Here is a 15,275-nt window from a genome sequence, read left to right as displayed (position 1 = left end):
AATCTACAGGATCAGCGCACCTGCCGCGGGACTGTTTTGGTTGGGAGCGCGAGATATCCCGCGCTCCCAATGCAAGCATCAGTTCTTCGCCTGATAGCTGGCCATGTTTTCCTTCGTGACAAGTTCGAAGGGGATGTAGACCTTCTTCTCGACCGGCTCGCCCTTGGCGAGCTTGAGGGCTGCATCGACAGAGCCCTTGCCCTGGCCGGCGGCGTTCTGGAACACTGTCACGTCGAGGTCACCTGCGGCCAGGGCTGCAAGCGCATCCTGTGTCGCGTCGATGCCGCCGATGACGACGCTGTCCATCGGACGGCCAGCTGCTTTAAGCGCCTGGATCGCGCCGATCGCCATTTCGTCGTTGTTGGAGATCACGGCGTCAAACTCAAGGCCGGCAGAAAGCCAGTTGGTGAGCAGGTCCGACCCTTGTGTGCGCGACCAGTTGGCCGTCTGCTCCTCGACGATCTCGATGCCCTTGCAGGCTTCGGTCGCGAGCACGTCATGGATGTCCTTGGTACGCATGCGGGCAGCCTGGTTGGAAAGCTCCCCCATCATGACGACGGCCTTGCCCTTGCCGCCGAGCATCTTGCAGATTTCCTGGGTCTGCAGCGTGCCGGATTCCTGTTCGTTGGAAGCGACGAAGGCCTGCTTTTCCGGCAGGGTGTCGACGTTTACAGGCTCGCGGTTGACGTAGACGAGCGGAATGCCGGCGTCAGCGGCGATCTTCGACATCGCGGCCGTCGCGTCGGTATCAACAGGGTTGACGATGATGGCGGTGACGCCGGCTGCGATGAAGTTCTGAATCTGGCTCTGCTGCTTCGAAACGTCGTTCTGTGCGTCTTCGATCTGCAGGTCGACGCCGTCGAGCGTCTTGGCGTAGTCGGACATGCCGTTGCGCAGGACCGTCAGGAAGTTGTCGTCGAACTGCGCCATGGAAACGCCGATGGTTTCGGCATGCGCCGCCGTCGACATCATCACCGCCATGGCTGTACCCAGCAGGAATTTCTTCATTGTCTTTCTCCTCCACATTTGGTGCCCGGCCACACCTTCTCCAGCCGGAAACGCTGACCACATCGGGTCGCGCCCATCTCTGATCGGAAGCGGTACTCCCGCTGCGCTCCAATCAAAACGGAATAAAAGAACCAGTGATTTGCAATTACGGAATATGTATTCCATTTTGTGCGAGCGCCGTCAAGGGTGTCTTTCGACGCCTCGCTTCGTTTTCCAGTGCTCGGTCGGCTTTGCCGGTCAGATATTGGCTTCGATGTAAGCCATGCTGGTTTTGAGGGCGGCTGCCGGATCGGCGACGCCGTGGACTTCATCGGCAAAGGGTTCGAACGAGAAGGGGCCGGAATAACCTGCAGCCTTCAGGCGGCGGATCTGCCCGACATTGTCGAGGGTGTCGTTCCCGTCGACCAGAACACGATCCGAATCGCGCAGATCGGCGATTGCTACGTCGCTGGCAGTGACGCCGGATATATGAACGAGGCCGGTCATCTCGGGATAGATTGCCGGCTCGCCGGCGAGGTGGTGATGGAAGGTGTCGTGCACGACGCGGAACGTAGCCTCGCCGCCGATTGCCCTTATGCCGTCAACAGCCTCCGTCTTGGAGCGAAGCGAGCAGATCTCGAAGCCGAGCGGCTCGACAAGGCCGGTGATGCCGGCCGCATCGAGCATCGGCTTCAGCCCCGTAAGGGCTTCCTTTAGGTTGGCCTGACGCTCACCATCGGCCTGGCCGCTGCCATCATTGACGGGAACAAGAACGAGCGCTTTTGCCCCGCAGTCCCTCGCGTAGGAAATTAGGTGCGCGGCCGCGGCGGCACGGGTCCCGTTCCATTCATTGAAGCGCTGCAGGGCGTTGATTGAGATAATGGTCAATCCATGTTCTGCTGCCAGTGCCGCAACGTCTTCGGGGCGCGTGCCATCGAGGATGGCATTGCCGGTCAGGTCGTTGCGGATCTCGACGGCAGTCATGCCCAGCGATCGCGCAAGCGCAAAGAAAGCGTCAAGCGGCAGGCCGGGCGTTGTCATGTGATTAAGTGCGAAGGGCAGGGTGGCCATGGGAATGTCTCCTCCAGGTGTGGTTTGTCGGTAGCTGTAAATGGAATGTTCATTCCATTTACAGCTACCCGGACAAATCGCCAATGGCTAGGAGGCTGCCGACGAGCGTCCGGTCAAAGCACTTGCATTGTTGCAAGATTGTCTTCTTCAAATGATGGAATCCAATCAGATTCAAGGTGGCCTCAGTGCAGATCTACTGTCCACGTGCAACTGCCACTACTGCCTTTGAGTTCTTGCTCGGATCGAATGGACAGAGAAAGCTGTCTTCAACCGCCCGACGTATCGCAAGTTCGGTTTGCATTTGTCTTTGCAAGGTGATTTCTGGCGGTGCGCGCCGTGATGGCTGGCAGAGTGAGAATATGGACGTGCTCGACAATCCCGCACCAACCGCGACGCAAGTCCGACCCTGGCACCCGAAATGGGGGGCAAGGCTCGGGGCGACTTATTTCGTGCACAAGGCGTTCCCTTGGTTGGGTCGCTATTTCGGCGATGCACCGCTTCGCTCGACGCTTGCCCCCAGGCTCGATGGCATCGTTTCCTGGGGTGGTCGTCTGCCAGCACAGACAGCGATGCGAATTGCGCGATTGCGTCACCTTCCGCATTGGCATCTCGAGGATGGTTTCCTTCGCTCCGTCGGTCTCGGCAAGGATGGAAGTGTTCCGATTTCGATCGTCGTCGATGATAAAGCGCTGCCGGTCGATGCCGGTCGCGCCTCTCGATTGGAATTGCTGATCCGTGATGCGGCTGGCGGCTTGGCGCATGATGTTGGTGCCTCGATCCGTGAAGCCCTGGTGGCGCACAAGCTGTCGAAATACAACAACCTCCCTCACAGCGAGCCTCGTCTCGACCCGTCGACACGGCGCAGGATACTGCTGGTTGATCAGGTGTTTGGCGATGTTTCCGTAGAAAAGGCGTTAGGCTCGCCTTCCTCCTTTGACCGCATGTTGGATGATGCGCTTGCAAGCGGCGCGCAGATTGTCGTTCGCACGCATCCAGACGTTATTGCCGGTCATCGCAAGGGCTATATGACCGAACGGGCATCGAAGTTGCCAGGCGTAACGCTGATGGCCGACAAGGTGTCTGCTGCGGCCATTCTCGCTGTCGTCGATGAAGTATGGACCGTCTCCAGCCAAATGGGTTTCGACGCACTTTTGCGTGGCCTTCCCGTTCGTTGTTATGCGACCCCATTTTATGCGGGCTGGGGGCTGACAGAAGACCACGTGGAAGACCGTGCCCAATTGGCCCATGCGAGACGGGCAATTGCACGCCCCACCCTCGATCAGCTTACTTTCGCAGCATTCGGCCTCTACCCCGTCTATCGTCATCCACAGACCTGGGCGATGTTGGAGCCGCTCCAGGCAATCGATTATCTGGTCGAAGAAATCGCCACAACTGGACGGCATGCCTGATTTTTTGATGGCCCCGATTTCTTAATCAGCGAGTTCACGGTTCGAGCCCGTGATTACGCACCATTCCAATTTTTCTCAACGAGTCCGCCACGTGCGCGGAAATGAAGACGTTGGAAGAACCTGCCAGGACGAACTGGCCCATTGCTCGATTTTCGTCCACAAGCCTCTTCAATGCCAAGGCCAATTTCGTTGATCGCTGGGCTTCGTCGATAATGAGCGGGCCTACTTTCGTCTCAGCCAGCAGAGCGTCCAGCTGTCCTTTTGGATCAACCTCGATAGCAACAAGCGCACCTTCGTCATCTAGTGTAATGAATTTTCCGACGCTCAATAGATCGCGTACAAGCGTCGTCTTCCCGACCTGCCGTGGCCCGATAGTGTTAACCACTCGCGCTGATGTAAGAGCAGCCTTCAGTTGGGAGTGTAGATGATGCGGTAAGAGACTGTCGTCCATGTCACTTCATTTCTCGGCAAAAAGCGATGCGGGGAAAGTTGCAATAGACCTGCGGGGAAAGTGTCAATAGCGTCGTGGTGAAAGTGTAAATAGGTCTTAGGAAAGTGACGAAGCCAAAATCGGTCACGGCAAGTGGTGCTGTTTCCCGACCGTCATTTCCGCCGTGCACACCTGGTCTACGAGCGTTTTCGCTGCCCTTGACGACACGGGTATCGTGCGGTTCGGCCCATCAGGATTGTATTCGCACAGGGAAAGCACCGCTTGCCGCTCTGGTTCTCCTTGCGGCGGCGGTCGAAGCGGCCCACCTTCTTGTACTCCGGTTTGATGTGGCCACCGACATACTTCGTCAGATGTTCTCCGGAGTGAAAAGATCGAAAGGCAGGAAGGTCTGTCCCCGGTGCGCCCGAGGCGACGCCGGCTATGGTTAACACCTAGGCGGATGCGAGCTTATGTTTGCAGAGGCTGCCAACGGCTGAACCGCAGCCCCCGGGTACCAGAGGACTGCGGTTAGAGCCGCCTCGATCTCTGCAGGGACAGCGGCGACTGCCAACGAATAGACCGGTTGCGGGTTAATTTAGTGTTGCCTCAGGGTAGGATTTTTATCCATGAAAACAGTGGGCTAGGTTTCTCTCAGAGGCAGCACTTCGTGATACGACCAATCTTCAACCATCAAGAACATCGCTATGACCTACCGCCAGATCCGGCTTACGTTAGGTGTTCGCAGCAGTAGATCGACATCGCTTTCGATTTCAGCGCAGATGGTGTCCAAACCGTCGAGATCGATAGGAGGATGAGGGAGCGCAGCGGTCAATTCATCTCGAGCCATGGCGACGAGTGCGTATTCTTCACATAACGCACGAAAGGCCTGGGTCTGTTGGGCGTCAATCAACGCTCGCAACGCTGGAAGCCTCATTTTCAAACGGGATCTACCGATCCTTTCAAGGTCCATAACGGTCTCTCCTGACCTGGCCTTGCCGCTTATCAACTATCGCATGTTTCCCTGAAAACAAAAGAGGTTAACACCATGAACCGACGCATCAACGCGGCGGGCCTTGCGCTCGTCAAGCAATGGGAAGGCCTACCGAGACGTAGGCGGCATCTGGACCATCTGCTACGGCCACACTGACGCGGCCAGTGCTCCGGTGGTGACGCCGAGCATGATCATCACCGAGGCAGAGGCGGAGGCGATCCTTCGCGCCGATCTCGCCAAGTTCGAGGAACGAGTCTCGCGCCTGGTCAAGGTGCCGCTGACGGATAACCAGCACGCCGTGCTCGTGTCCTTCGATTTCAATATTGGCAGGCTCGGCAAGTCGACGCTGCTCAAAAAGCTGAATGCCGGCGACACGACGCCGTGCCGACCGAACTCATAAAGGGGGGCAACGCTGGCGGCAAGAAGGGGCCTTGTCAACCGGCGCGCGGCCGAAGCTGGCTTGTGGGCTAAGGGCGAGTTCGTCGCGAGCAACACCGTCGAGGCGTCTACCAAGGCGCCATCGACTGATGTTGCTGTCATCGGCGGTAGCGGCGCCGCGGGCGTCGGCGTCGCAATCCGCCCAGCCATCCCTGACGTGGTTGACGCGATCATCGGTCAGCAGGAAGCGCTGACGATCGGGCAATAGTCCCGGAGCATCGTCGCCACGGTCATCCTCGCTCTTGCGATCTCCGGCATTTTTCGCAAGGTGCGGTCGTGAGCCCGAATACGATCATAGGGGCGGTAGATGGTGCGGCTGGGCAGGTTTCTCGTCTTCCTCACTGCGAACACCTGGTGGCTGCCAGCAGCGCGAAGCGAGGGCAGGGAACTTGAGCGTTCCGCGCAACTCGGCCGCTCCAGGGAAATCATCAAGGAAAGGAACCGGACCAATGCAGCGGTCAATTCTCTATCTGATGCCGATCTTTGCCATGAGCTGGGCGGTATCTGGGTGCTCGCAGACAAGCGGCGCGACTGACGGCGCCGGCTACGCGATGCTGACGCCGTCGGGGGCGACGCGTCAGTTCATGATCGCCAACGATCAGCCGTTCGCGCGGCAGGTCGCTTCTCACAATCGGATGTGCGCGGCGCACGCCGGTTGCTCGAAATAACCATCAGCATAGCATTGCATTGCATGCGCAGACGCGAGGGCATTGATGCGGCAGGAGCATGAAACGATGGAACTCCCAAATCGCGCTCAGAGGCGTGAATGGAACCTCAACACGATCATCCATCTCGTCACGCTCCTCGAAATGTGCGTCGGTGGCGTTGCCATCTGGGTTGAGAAGATCCGGGATCTCGAAGAGTTGCAGAACCGGCGCGCAGAAACGAAGAGCTTTTCCGCTGGCTCGAATCCGAGGTGCGAAAGACCGAGAATATCACCTATCGCGTGACCATCATGGAGCAGTCTAGCGGGTCGACGACGGCGGCGATCAAGGATCTGCAATCGCTGTTAGTCAGCAGTCCGGCGACCCTGTAGTTAATGAGGGAGATATTGCAGCGGATTGAGGGCGGTCAACTGCGTCGATAAAAGAACGGCCCGCTGTTGAGGGGGCCGGGAGTGTGGGACAACGGCTGCGGGGGACTGCCGGCTGTCCATGGGGTGTGAACAAAACGCGCGTGCCGGAAAATCGTTCCAACCATGGCTGAGCGCTGCCATAATGCCGACGACGCCTTATCGGCTCGTTGCTAGATTTAAACCCAAACGCGGATTACGCTCGCCAATCCTCAGATTTAGCTGTATATTTAGCCATTGCTGATATTGCTGGCGGCCTTCTCCCCACAGAGCGACGAAAAGAGGGCCGCTTTTTCCAGTTGTCCCGCCGGATCAGGCAGCTTTTCTCACAAATAACCAGCCATTTGCTTAGGTCCCGCATCAACCCCGCTCGGCCAAAATTTTCTGCATCCGAGCGAGTTTGCTTTCCGCAACAGCAAGTCGCTGGAGAAGCACGTTCGGTCTCTCGGCCTTATCGTCCATTGAAAAGTCACCGATGACTTCCATCGGGTGCGCATTCAAAACCTGGCAAATTTGAACAAAAGCCGGCAGGGATATTCGGTTCGTGCCGCGCTCATATTTCTGGATCTGCTGGAACGTGACGCCAATTGCTGCGCCGAGCTTCTCCTGCGAAAGCCCGCGCGTCTGGCGGATTATCTTGAGGCGCTCACCCATCTGCACGGAAAGCTCAGACGCAGAGTCGGTCATCTTGGCCATGTGTATCCTCCGTTGATTTCCGGGGGGATTTAATGGAGCAACCCACCCGTGTTCACAACTCGCAAATCTGAGGGTAGACAAGCGCGTCCAAGCAGTGGCGGAGGTCACCCTCGATGCCTGGCGCTGGGTAGTGCCACGGCGAGCGGCGTCATCCCTGCACCGGGCGCACGCCACCAGCCGGCGCCTGTATCCGCACCTCGGCGTTCTTGCGGCCGCACTTGGCGTGACCCCTCACATAGATCGGATGATCACGCCCAAGTTTATCCACGAATGGGGCTATCGGGCTGATTCCGCCGCGGCGGCACTCCAGGCACCAGAGATTGAAGCTATACCCCTTGTCGAGCAATTGGCCGAGCGTCGAGATAACGACGGCTCGCTTCGTTCCAGACATGCGCTTTCTTCCTCGATTGAGGTTTCAGTAAGCCGCATGTCGTGAAAGTCGCCCGCCGTGCGCCACTTCGTGCAGCCGGGATGGGCGCACAGGTGCTCAGCCAGGCCGCTTTCCGTTCTCTTGGTAGCGCCGACTTCGGCACTCATGCTCAAGCCTTCCTCGTGCATATGTTCTGCAAATCATTGAGGAACGGAGTCAACACCCAGATCTGGGGAGGAGGTCAGTGGGGCTTGGGAGCGATCAGAACGACGCCGGCGCCAAGCTCAAACATTTCCGTTTCGGCATTCACTGCCAGGTAATTGTTTTCCGCCAGCTCGATCAAAGCCTCGGCGACTTCATTCCGTGACCAGCCGGCGGCCTCAGCTTTCGCGGCCAAATGTTGGAATTCAGCCTCAAGCACTTCCTGGCAATTAAGGCTGCGATCCGGATGGCATTTCGGATGCTTCGGCGCGGCGATTTTCGGCAAGGCGCTTCCTCCTGCCGAAGATAGTAGGGCGCGGGTTGCTATTCTCAAGGCCTTGCTAATGAAATGGTGTCGCGATGATGCCGCGCCGGAACAGTTCGCCAACAGCCGCACTCGCGATTTCGGCGACGTCGTCGGGCATTGGCACTTCTTCGAGGGCGGCATCGATTACCGCGACGCAGATTTTCAAGAGTTCCTCGTCGCTGAACTCGGTGACTTTCTTCCTATCGTCCATGGCTGTCTCCTCTTGGGGAGACGGTAGGCGGAGCCGAAAAAGCGTTCTAGGTGCAAATGTGCTAGGTAAGATTTCGCTACAAACGTCGGTCGGCGATCCGGCGGGCAAAAACAAAAATGAGTCACGGAGTCCCGAAATAATTCCCGATCAAGGTATATGGGCAGGCCGCAACCGCCTGCGCTACAAGGGCTACGCGAAATTAGCCCTCTCTCCTAGCGCGCGCGGGCGATTTGATCTCAAAATCAATTACTCCGTCGTCAGATGTTCTCCGGAGTAAAAAGATCGAAAGGCAGGAAGGTCTGGCCTGGCGCGCCCGTCGGGCCTTTGCCGATCGCCTGCACCATCAGATTGATTGTTTCCCGTGCAAGGGCTCCCGTCGGCGTCGATATCGCCAGGGTCACGACATCGTCGGCGAGTGCTAAGCGCGATTCCGGGGTTAATTCGTTGACCACGGCGATCAGCTTGCCTTCGAGTTTTTCCTCGCGGATCGCTGAGATTGCTCCTTCCATGCCGCCGCCGCAGACATAGAAGCCGGTCAGATCCGGGTGGCGTTGCAAGAGGTTGAGCGTCGCTTCGTGGGTGATCTCGGCGGTGTCGAGATTGACCATCGTGTCGAGCACCTCGAAATCAGGCGCGTGCTCGCGAAAATAGGAGCGGAAGCCGATTTCACGCAGCTCATGGCCGAGAAAGCGATGGCTGCCGACGAACGCTGCGACCTTGCCCGGTCTCTTCGCGGCCTTGGCAATCATCCAGGCCGCGGTCCGGCCGACCTTGTGATTGTTCAAGCCGATGTAGCCTTCGCGGATGCCGGCTGCAAAGTCGGAAAGCAGGGAGAAAACCGGGATCCCACGTTCCTTCAGTTCTTCGACCACCGCAGTCACTGCCGGATAGTCCGGCGCGACGATCGCAATCGCCTGATTGCGGGCAGCCATTGTCTTCAGCTTCTCGGTGATACCCGTCGGTGTGGAATTGGCGACGAATTCGATCTGGGGCAGGGCGCGGACGTTTGACAGTGCGAGTGCTGCGTTCTCGATCTCCTTGGCCACAGCCTGGTAGAAAGATTGCTGCGGTTTCTGAAGGAGAAAACCGAGGCGGTACTGCGGAAGGTCCTCGAAGACCCGCTGACGAAGCAAGCCGACCGCGTGGTAGCCGATGGACTTGGCGGCATCATAGACCCGTCGCGCGGTCTCTTCGCGCACCGGATGTCGGCCGTTGAGCACGCGGTCGACGGTTGCAACGCTGACGCCCGCGGCGCGGGCAAGATCGGCAATGGTCGGTCTGTTGCTCATCGGCTGCCCCTGAAATTATTCCATCATTCATGAAATGCAAGATCTGATGGTATTTGAGAGAATACATCATCACTGCATTGAGGACTTGCAAAAGTCAACCTATCGTCAGTTCCAAGAGATGAGGAACGGCCGCCGGCCTGTGGTCGATTACGGGAGGAATAAACGGATGGCGATGGTTCCGACGAAGCGTGATTACAGCTTGCTTGGCCGCGACGCTCAGGCCGCGGTCGCCAACGGGCTGTCTGCGGCCGAGTGGTATCACACCGAGATCCCGCGCAAGCAGATGAAGGAACTGATGAAGCGCGAGGATGGTCCGGCGATCCGCGACACAGCCATCTGGTTCACCAGCCTCATTCTCTTTGGCGGCCTCGGCGTCTACTTCTGGGGGACATGGTGGGCCGTTCCCTTCTTTCTCGCCTATGGCGTTCTTTATGGCTCGGCTTCTGACAGCCGTTGGCATGAATGCGGCCATGGCACCGCGTTCAAGACGATGTGGATGAATGACGTCGTCTATCAGGTCGCCTGTTTCATGATCATGCGCAATCCGGTGACCTGGCGCTGGAGCCACACCCGTCACCACACCGACACTGTCATCGTTGGTCGGGACCCAGAAATCGCCGTCATGCGGCCGCCGGATCTGTTTCGGCTCGTCTTAAACTTCTTCGGCATCTTGGATGTCTGGCATGCCGTCATCGACATGGTACGCAATGCCTTCGGCGTCATCCGTGCCGCCGAGAAAACCTTCATTCCGGAAATGGAGCAACCCAAGGCAATACGGATCGCGCGGATCTGGTTTGCGATCTATCTCGCAACCATCAGCCTGTCATTCTATCTCGGTTCGATCCTGCCGCTGATGCTGATCGGTCTGCCACGCCTCTACGGTGCCTGGCATCATGTGCTGACGGGCCTCCTGCAGCACGGCGGACTTGCCGACAACGTTACGGACCACAGGCTGAACAGCCGCACGGTCTACATGAACCCGATCAGCCGCTTCATTTACTGGAACATGAACTACCACGTCGAACACCATATGTTCCCGATGGTGCCCTACCATGCGCTGCCGCGGCTTCACGCCATGATCAAGCACGATCTGCCGGAGCCGAATCCATCCATGCTCCACGGCTACCGCGAGATGATCCCGGCCTTCCTGCGCCAGCTGAGGAACGAGGACTATTTCCTCAAGCGCGACCTGCCGCCGACGGCAAAACCCTATCGCGAAGAGTTTCACAGCGATGCCCTGGTTCATGCTGCCGAATAGGCACGCCAGCAAACAACAGCATTTGGAGGAAAGACCATGAGTGGAAACTGGATCGAGGTCTGTGCAGCCGACGAGATCGACGAAGAGGATGTGATCCGCTTCGACCATGACGGGCGCACCTTTGCCGTCTTCCGCAGCCCCGACGACGAATATTTTGCGACCGACGGTCTCTGCACCCACGAGCACATCCACCTCGCCGATGGCCTGGTGATGGACGACATTATCGAATGTCCGAAACACAATGGCCGCTTCAACTACAAGACCGGCCAGGCCAAGGGCGCGCCCGTCTGCGTCAACCTGAAGACCTACCCGGTCAAGGTCGAGGCCGGCAGCGTTTTCATCGCCGTCGCCTAAGCGAGACTCAAGGCGTGCAACGAGACATTGGGAGAGGCACATGAACAGGATTGTCATTGTCGGCGCCGGCGAGTGTGGTGCGAGGGCAGCTTTTGCGCTTAGGGAAATGGGCTATGAGGGTGACGTCATGCTGATTGGCGCCGAACCGCATCTGCCTTACGAGCGGCCGCCACTCTCGAAGGAAGGTCTGGCTGGACAGCTTGAGCCCAAATTCGTCGCCGACGCCGAGCGCTATCAGGCTGTCGGGATCCAGGTACTCACCGATACGCCGGTGGAGGCCATCGATCGCGATGCGAAAACGGTACGGCTCGCCGACGGGCGGCAGCTCTCCTACGACAGGTTGTTGCTGACCACTGGTGCGAGGCCAAGGTCATTGCCGGGCTTGTCAGAGACATCACCGCTTATCCGGATGCTTCGGACGCACACCGATGCCGCCGCCATTCGCCTGAAGCTCGCGCCGGGCAAGGTGCTTGCCATTATCGGTGGCGGGTTTATCGGACTGGAACTCGCAGGGACCGCCCGCAAGTTCGGCGCAGATGTCGTTCTCCTCGAGGGCCTGCCACGGGTGCTTTCCCGCGGCGTGCCGGAAGAAATCGCCGCCGTCGTTGCCGAGCGGCATCGACTGGAAGGCGTCGATATCCGCTGCAATACCAAGATCGCCGGCATCGCGGAACGCGAGGGAAAAGTTGAAATTCAGCTCGCCGACGGAGACATTCTTGTCGCCGACCTGGTCGTAGTCGGCATTGGAGCCTTGCCGAACACGGCCTTGGCCGAGGCTGCCGGCCTTGCCATCGATAATGGCATCGCCGTCGATGAGACGCTTTGCACCTCAGACCCCGACATTTTCGCGGCCGGCGATTGCTGCTCCTATCCGCTCGGGCACTACGGTGGTCGACGCATAAGGCTCGAAGCCTGGCGAAACGCGCAGGACCAGGGAACGCTTGCCGCGGCCAATCTGCTGGGTGCTGCCGAGACGATTGCGAGCGTGCCCTGGTTCTGGTCCGATCAATACGACCTGACCCTGCAGATCGCCGGCCTTGCCGATGGTGCTGTGATGACGGTGCAGCGGGACCTTGGCGATGGCGCCTTCATTCTCTTTCATCTTGACGCCAGCGGTCGACTGATCAGTGCGAGCGGTATCGGCACAGGAAACGCGATCGCTCGCGACATCCGCCTTGCCGAGATGCTGATTGCTGCCGGGAAAAGGCCGGATCCGCAGGCGCTCGGCTCAACCGACACGAAGCTGAAGGCGTTGCTCGCAGCCTGAGTCACGATGCCCTTTCCACCTGACATAACAACAACCGATATCCGGAGATCCTGATGCGAAACCGCCGCCCAACCGTGGCCGACCTTCTTTCAATGAAAGGCAAGAGACAGTTGACGATGCTGCGGGTCGAAACGCTCGATGAGGCGGAGGCCGCCGAAGCCGCTGGCATCGATCTGGTCTCCGTGCCGCCGGCCTTGCTCGGGCCGGAGTTTCGCGAAGTGGCCCCGACCTGTTTTGCCTTTCCGGGCCTCGAATATGGCGAATTGGTCACAGCCGACGAATATATCTGCGCCGCATTCAAGGCGCTCAAAGCGGGAGGCGACGCGGTTTACTGCTCGGCAAGCCTTTCCACCGTTCGCCGGATGCGCGAAGAGGGTATCCCGGTCTGCGGGCACGTCGGCCTCATCCCGTCGAAGGCCACCTGGACCGGCGGGTTTCGCGCCGTCGGCAAGACGGCGGCAAGCGCCATCGAGATCTGGCGCCAGGTAAAAGCGTTGGAAGAGGCGGGCGCCTTTGCCGCCGAGATCGAAGTGGTGCCCGGCGAGGTCGCTGCCGCGATCAGCGCGAAGACATCAATTCTCATGTTGTCGATGGGCGCCGGCACGGGCTGCGACGCGCAGTATCTCTTCAGCGATGACGTGCTCGGTGCCAATCGTGGCCACGTTCCCCGTCACGCAAAAATCTATCGCAACTTCGCCTCCGAGTATGAGCGACTTCAACGTGAGCGCGTCGCTGCCTTCTCGGAGTTTGCCGAAGACGTGCGCTCCGGCGCCTATCCCGACAAAGCCCATCTCGTCGGGATAGACCAAACGGAACTGAACGCGTTTCTGTCGGATCTTGAGCGGGTTTGAGCCGGGGCTTGCCTTGCCTTGCTCGGTCTGGTTGGTGTATTCAGCCTGTCTGATTATCTCCCACGCAGCAGCACCGGATTTCCACTTGAACGCGTTCGTCCAGGGTACCCTGACTTTTCTCGCCATTCTTGCGGTCATCTACGCCGCGACGGTGCTCGTTTATTTTGCGCTCGGCTACGGCATCACCTGGCTCAATGATCGCAATCCGGAGCGGCGCATCCAGAAGGGACGTCGGGGGGAGAAGCGAAAGGCGGTCGAGATCCGTCAGAGCATGGCGTCGATCCTCGTAACCTGCACATCGGTCGCGATCGGTCTCTTTGCCCAGTATCAGGGCTGGACATTGTTCACGCCCTGGGCCTTCAGCTGGTGGACGGCGGTACCACTCTTCCTGCTCTGCATGGTGCTGTTCGACGCCTGGTTCTACTTCGCGCACCGGCTGCTGCACACCAAGCTGTTCTACAAATATCACCTGCTGCATCATCGAAGCGTCGCCCCGACCGTGTGGAGCAACGATTCCATCGGTCTCGTGGATACGGCCCTGTCGCAGGGCTATTACGCCGTCATTGTCTTCCTGGTGCCGTTTCCGCCGCTGATCCTGCCGGCGCACAGGCTGTTCGACCAGATCAATGGCACCTTCGGCCATGCGGGGTTCGAGTATTTTGCCTCGCCGACGGCGCGCTATCCGTGGCCGCTGTTATGCACGACCTATCACGACCAGCATCACGCCGAGTTTAATTACAACTACGCGAACTATTTCTCCTTCTGGGACCGCGTTCTCGGTACGATCTCGCCGGTCTATGACCGCCGGGTGGAGATGTTCGAAGGCGAGGCGCCGGCCATCAGTCTCAAGCGATCGTCGCAATCGACCCCGGCGCAAGAGGCGTCGTCGGCAACCCCAGATCGGTAGTTCGTGGGCCACGGCCGCAACGCCATTTTCTCTGATATCCGAATTCGTTAGGCGATTTTTCTCGTTCGGGAAACAAGCGAAGATCATGGTGCCTCGTCGTCTCCGATAGCGGCCGTTAGGTTTCATCCAACCTGCCGCCTCTATTCCACCGGAGATACCCATGAAGAAACTGCTGATCGCGGGCGCTGCCTTTGTTGCGCTCCTGAGCGGACCGGCCCTTGCTGAAGCGCCGACCTCCCTTCTCAACGCCTCCTACGATATCGCCCGGGAAATCTTTGCTGCTGAAAACGAAGCCTTCATCAAGGCGCATCCGGGTGTTACCGTCGATCAGTCGCATGCAGGCACCTCGAAGCAGGCGCGTGCGATCGTCGAAGGCCTGGAGGCCGATGTCGTCACCTTCAACCAAGTTACGGATATCGACTTCCTGGCAAAGAACGGTTTCGTCGCCGAGGGGTGGCAGAAGGATTTTCCGAACAACGCGTCGCCCTTCTACTCCTTCCCGTCCTTCCTGGTGCGCGCCGGCAATCCGAAGGGCATCAAGGATTGGGGCGATCTTGCGCGTGACGACGTCAAGGTGATCTTCCCGAACCCGAAGACATCGGGCAATGCGCGCTACACCTATCTGGCGGCAACGGCCTACGCCAAGGAAGCCTTCAAGGACGATCCGGCCAAGGTCACGGAGTTTGTCAAGAAGATCTTCGACAACGTTCCGGTCTTTGATACCGGCGGCCGCGCGGCAACGACAACCTTCGTCGAGCGCGAAATCGGCGACGTGATCATCACTTTCGAGGCGGAGACCCGCTCGATCGCCAAGCAGTATGGCACCGACAAGTTCGAAAGCGTCGTGCCTTCCGTCAGCCTGCTTGCGGAATTCCCGGTTGCCGTTGTTGACAAGGTGGCCGAGAAGCGCGGCTCGCGCGAATTGGCAAAGTCCTATCTCGATTTCCTCTACACCGAGGAGGGCCAGAAGATTGCCGCTGAATATGGCCACCGCGTCCACAACGAGAAGGTGGCGGCGGAATTCAAGGATCAGTTCCCGGAGATCCGCCTGGTCACGGTCGAGGACGTGTTCGGTGGCTGGGGCAAGATCAAGGACGAGCATTTCGCTTCGGGCGCTGCGCTCGACCAGATCTACGGCAATCGCTGAAAACCGCGATATCAAACCG

At 58.9% G+C, this 15,275-nt stretch carries 20 protein-coding genes; 11 read left to right on the top strand and 9 right to left on the bottom strand.

The genetic code is table 11. The features are described 5' to 3' along the window. Window positions 1–78: 78 nt before the first annotated feature. Both ASD02_RS20725 and ASD02_RS20720 read right to left on the bottom strand, forming a co-directional pair. Complete coding sequence (locus ASD02_RS20725) at window positions 79–1,008, bottom strand: sugar ABC transporter substrate-binding protein (protein WP_053250057.1); 930 nt, start codon at window positions 1,006–1,008, stop codon at window positions 79–81. Window positions 1,009–1,245: 237 nt separating this feature from the next. Beyond that, complete coding sequence (locus ASD02_RS20720) at window positions 1,246–2,058, bottom strand: TIM barrel protein (RefSeq protein ID WP_057220250.1); 813 nt, start codon at window positions 2,056–2,058, stop codon at window positions 1,246–1,248. A 359-nt stretch (window positions 2,059–2,417) separates the two neighbouring features. Here ASD02_RS20720 and ASD02_RS20715 point away from each other — a divergent pair, with 359 nt between their 5' ends. Then, a complete protein-coding gene (locus ASD02_RS20715; RefSeq protein ID WP_057220249.1) occupies window positions 2,418–3,467 on the top strand; it encodes a capsular biosynthesis protein in 1,050 nt (349 codons plus the stop codon). Between the two features lie 34 nt (window positions 3,468–3,501). Here the strand turns inward: ASD02_RS20715 and ASD02_RS20710 are convergent, their stop codons facing one another. Both ASD02_RS20710 and ASD02_RS20705 read right to left on the bottom strand, forming a co-directional pair. Beyond that, window positions 3,502–3,918: an AAA family ATPase gene (locus ASD02_RS20710; RefSeq protein WP_057220248.1), complete on the bottom strand. Its 417-nt coding sequence runs from the start codon at window positions 3,916–3,918 to the stop codon at window positions 3,502–3,504. 688 nt (window positions 3,919–4,606) lie between these two features. Then, window positions 4,607–4,867 carry a hypothetical protein gene (locus ASD02_RS20705; protein WP_057220247.1) on the bottom strand — a complete coding sequence of 87 codons (261 nt, stop codon included), beginning with the start codon at window positions 4,865–4,867 and terminating at the stop codon, window positions 4,607–4,609. A 208-nt stretch (window positions 4,868–5,075) separates the two neighbouring features. Here ASD02_RS20705 and ASD02_RS39880 point away from each other — a divergent pair, with 208 nt between their 5' ends. The 4 genes from ASD02_RS39880 (at window position 5,076) to ASD02_RS20685 (ending at window position 6,276) form a co-directional block, all read left to right on the top strand. Beyond that, window positions 5,076–5,288, top strand: coding sequence for a lysozyme (locus tag ASD02_RS39880; RefSeq protein ID WP_057258479.1), 213 nt, complete (start codon window positions 5,076–5,078; stop codon window positions 5,286–5,288). Between the two features lie 60 nt (window positions 5,289–5,348). After that, the gene (locus ASD02_RS39875; protein WP_057220245.1) at window positions 5,349–5,534 is read left to right on the top strand and encodes a hypothetical protein; all 186 of its coding nucleotides are present in this window, start codon (window positions 5,349–5,351) and stop codon (window positions 5,532–5,534) included. A 99-nt stretch (window positions 5,535–5,633) separates the two neighbouring features. Continuing rightward, window positions 5,634–5,861: a hypothetical protein gene (locus tag ASD02_RS38365; RefSeq protein ID WP_156408436.1), complete on the top strand. Its 228-nt coding sequence runs from the start codon at window positions 5,634–5,636 to the stop codon at window positions 5,859–5,861. A gap of 199 nt (window positions 5,862–6,060) precedes the next feature. After that, the gene (locus ASD02_RS20685; RefSeq protein ID WP_156408435.1) at window positions 6,061–6,276 is read left to right on the top strand and encodes a hypothetical protein; all 216 of its coding nucleotides are present in this window, start codon (window positions 6,061–6,063) and stop codon (window positions 6,274–6,276) included. Between the two features lie 482 nt (window positions 6,277–6,758). Here the strand turns inward: ASD02_RS20685 and ASD02_RS20680 are convergent, their stop codons facing one another. The 5 genes from ASD02_RS20680 to ASD02_RS20665 form a co-directional block, all read right to left on the bottom strand. Next, window positions 6,759–7,094: a helix-turn-helix domain-containing protein gene (locus ASD02_RS20680; protein WP_057220242.1), complete on the bottom strand. Its 336-nt coding sequence runs from the start codon at window positions 7,092–7,094 to the stop codon at window positions 6,759–6,761. A 148-nt stretch (window positions 7,095–7,242) separates the two neighbouring features. After that, window positions 7,243–7,485 (bottom strand): hypothetical protein, encoded by a 243-nt coding sequence (locus ASD02_RS20675; RefSeq protein ID WP_057220241.1) that lies wholly within the window; start codon window positions 7,483–7,485, stop codon window positions 7,243–7,245. A gap of 220 nt (window positions 7,486–7,705) precedes the next feature. Then, window positions 7,706–7,951, bottom strand: a complete 246-nt coding sequence (locus ASD02_RS20670) for a hypothetical protein (protein WP_057220240.1) — start codon at window positions 7,949–7,951, stop codon at window positions 7,706–7,708. A 55-nt stretch (window positions 7,952–8,006) separates the two neighbouring features. Then, window positions 8,007–8,183 (bottom strand): hypothetical protein, encoded by a 177-nt coding sequence (locus ASD02_RS38360; RefSeq protein WP_156408434.1) that lies wholly within the window; start codon window positions 8,181–8,183, stop codon window positions 8,007–8,009. A 257-nt stretch (window positions 8,184–8,440) separates the two neighbouring features. Then, on the bottom strand, window positions 8,441–9,472 hold the full coding sequence (locus ASD02_RS20665; RefSeq protein WP_057220239.1) for a LacI family DNA-binding transcriptional regulator: 1,032 nt from the start codon (window positions 9,470–9,472) through the stop codon (window positions 8,441–8,443). Window positions 9,473–9,638: 166 nt separating this feature from the next. On the opposite strand from ASD02_RS20665, the gene ASD02_RS20660 reads away from it, so the two are divergent. From ASD02_RS20660 to ASD02_RS20635, 6 genes are all read left to right on the top strand, one after another. Further along, entirely contained in the window at window positions 9,639–10,730 is a 1,092-nt protein-coding gene (locus tag ASD02_RS20660; protein ID WP_057220238.1) for a fatty acid desaturase family protein, read from the top strand. Window positions 10,731–10,766: 36 nt separating this feature from the next. Then, entirely contained in the window at window positions 10,767–11,084 is a 318-nt protein-coding gene (locus ASD02_RS20655) for a MocE family 2Fe-2S type ferredoxin (RefSeq protein WP_057220237.1), read from the top strand. Between the two features lie 40 nt (window positions 11,085–11,124). Then, window positions 11,125–12,351, top strand: coding sequence for an FAD-dependent oxidoreductase (locus ASD02_RS20650; RefSeq protein WP_057220236.1), 1,227 nt, complete (start codon window positions 11,125–11,127; stop codon window positions 12,349–12,351). A gap of 53 nt (window positions 12,352–12,404) precedes the next feature. Continuing rightward, window positions 12,405–13,202 (top strand): 3-methyl-2-oxobutanoate hydroxymethyltransferase, encoded by a 798-nt coding sequence (locus tag ASD02_RS20645; RefSeq protein WP_057220235.1) that lies wholly within the window; start codon window positions 12,405–12,407, stop codon window positions 13,200–13,202. A gap of 85 nt (window positions 13,203–13,287) precedes the next feature. Further along, window positions 13,288–14,109, top strand: a complete 822-nt coding sequence (locus tag ASD02_RS20640) for a sterol desaturase family protein (protein ID WP_057220234.1) — start codon at window positions 13,288–13,290, stop codon at window positions 14,107–14,109. 160 nt (window positions 14,110–14,269) lie between these two features. Next, complete coding sequence (locus ASD02_RS20635) at window positions 14,270–15,256, top strand: sulfate ABC transporter substrate-binding protein (RefSeq protein ID WP_057220233.1); 987 nt, start codon at window positions 14,270–14,272, stop codon at window positions 15,254–15,256. Window positions 15,257–15,275 lie beyond the last annotated feature (19 nt).

The sequence above is a fragment of the Ensifer sp. Root1252 genome, from assembly GCF_001425885.1.
Classification (GTDB): domain Bacteria; phylum Pseudomonadota; class Alphaproteobacteria; order Rhizobiales; family Rhizobiaceae; genus Ensifer; species Ensifer canadensis.
This window is presented reverse-complemented; position numbering and strand designations above follow the sequence as displayed.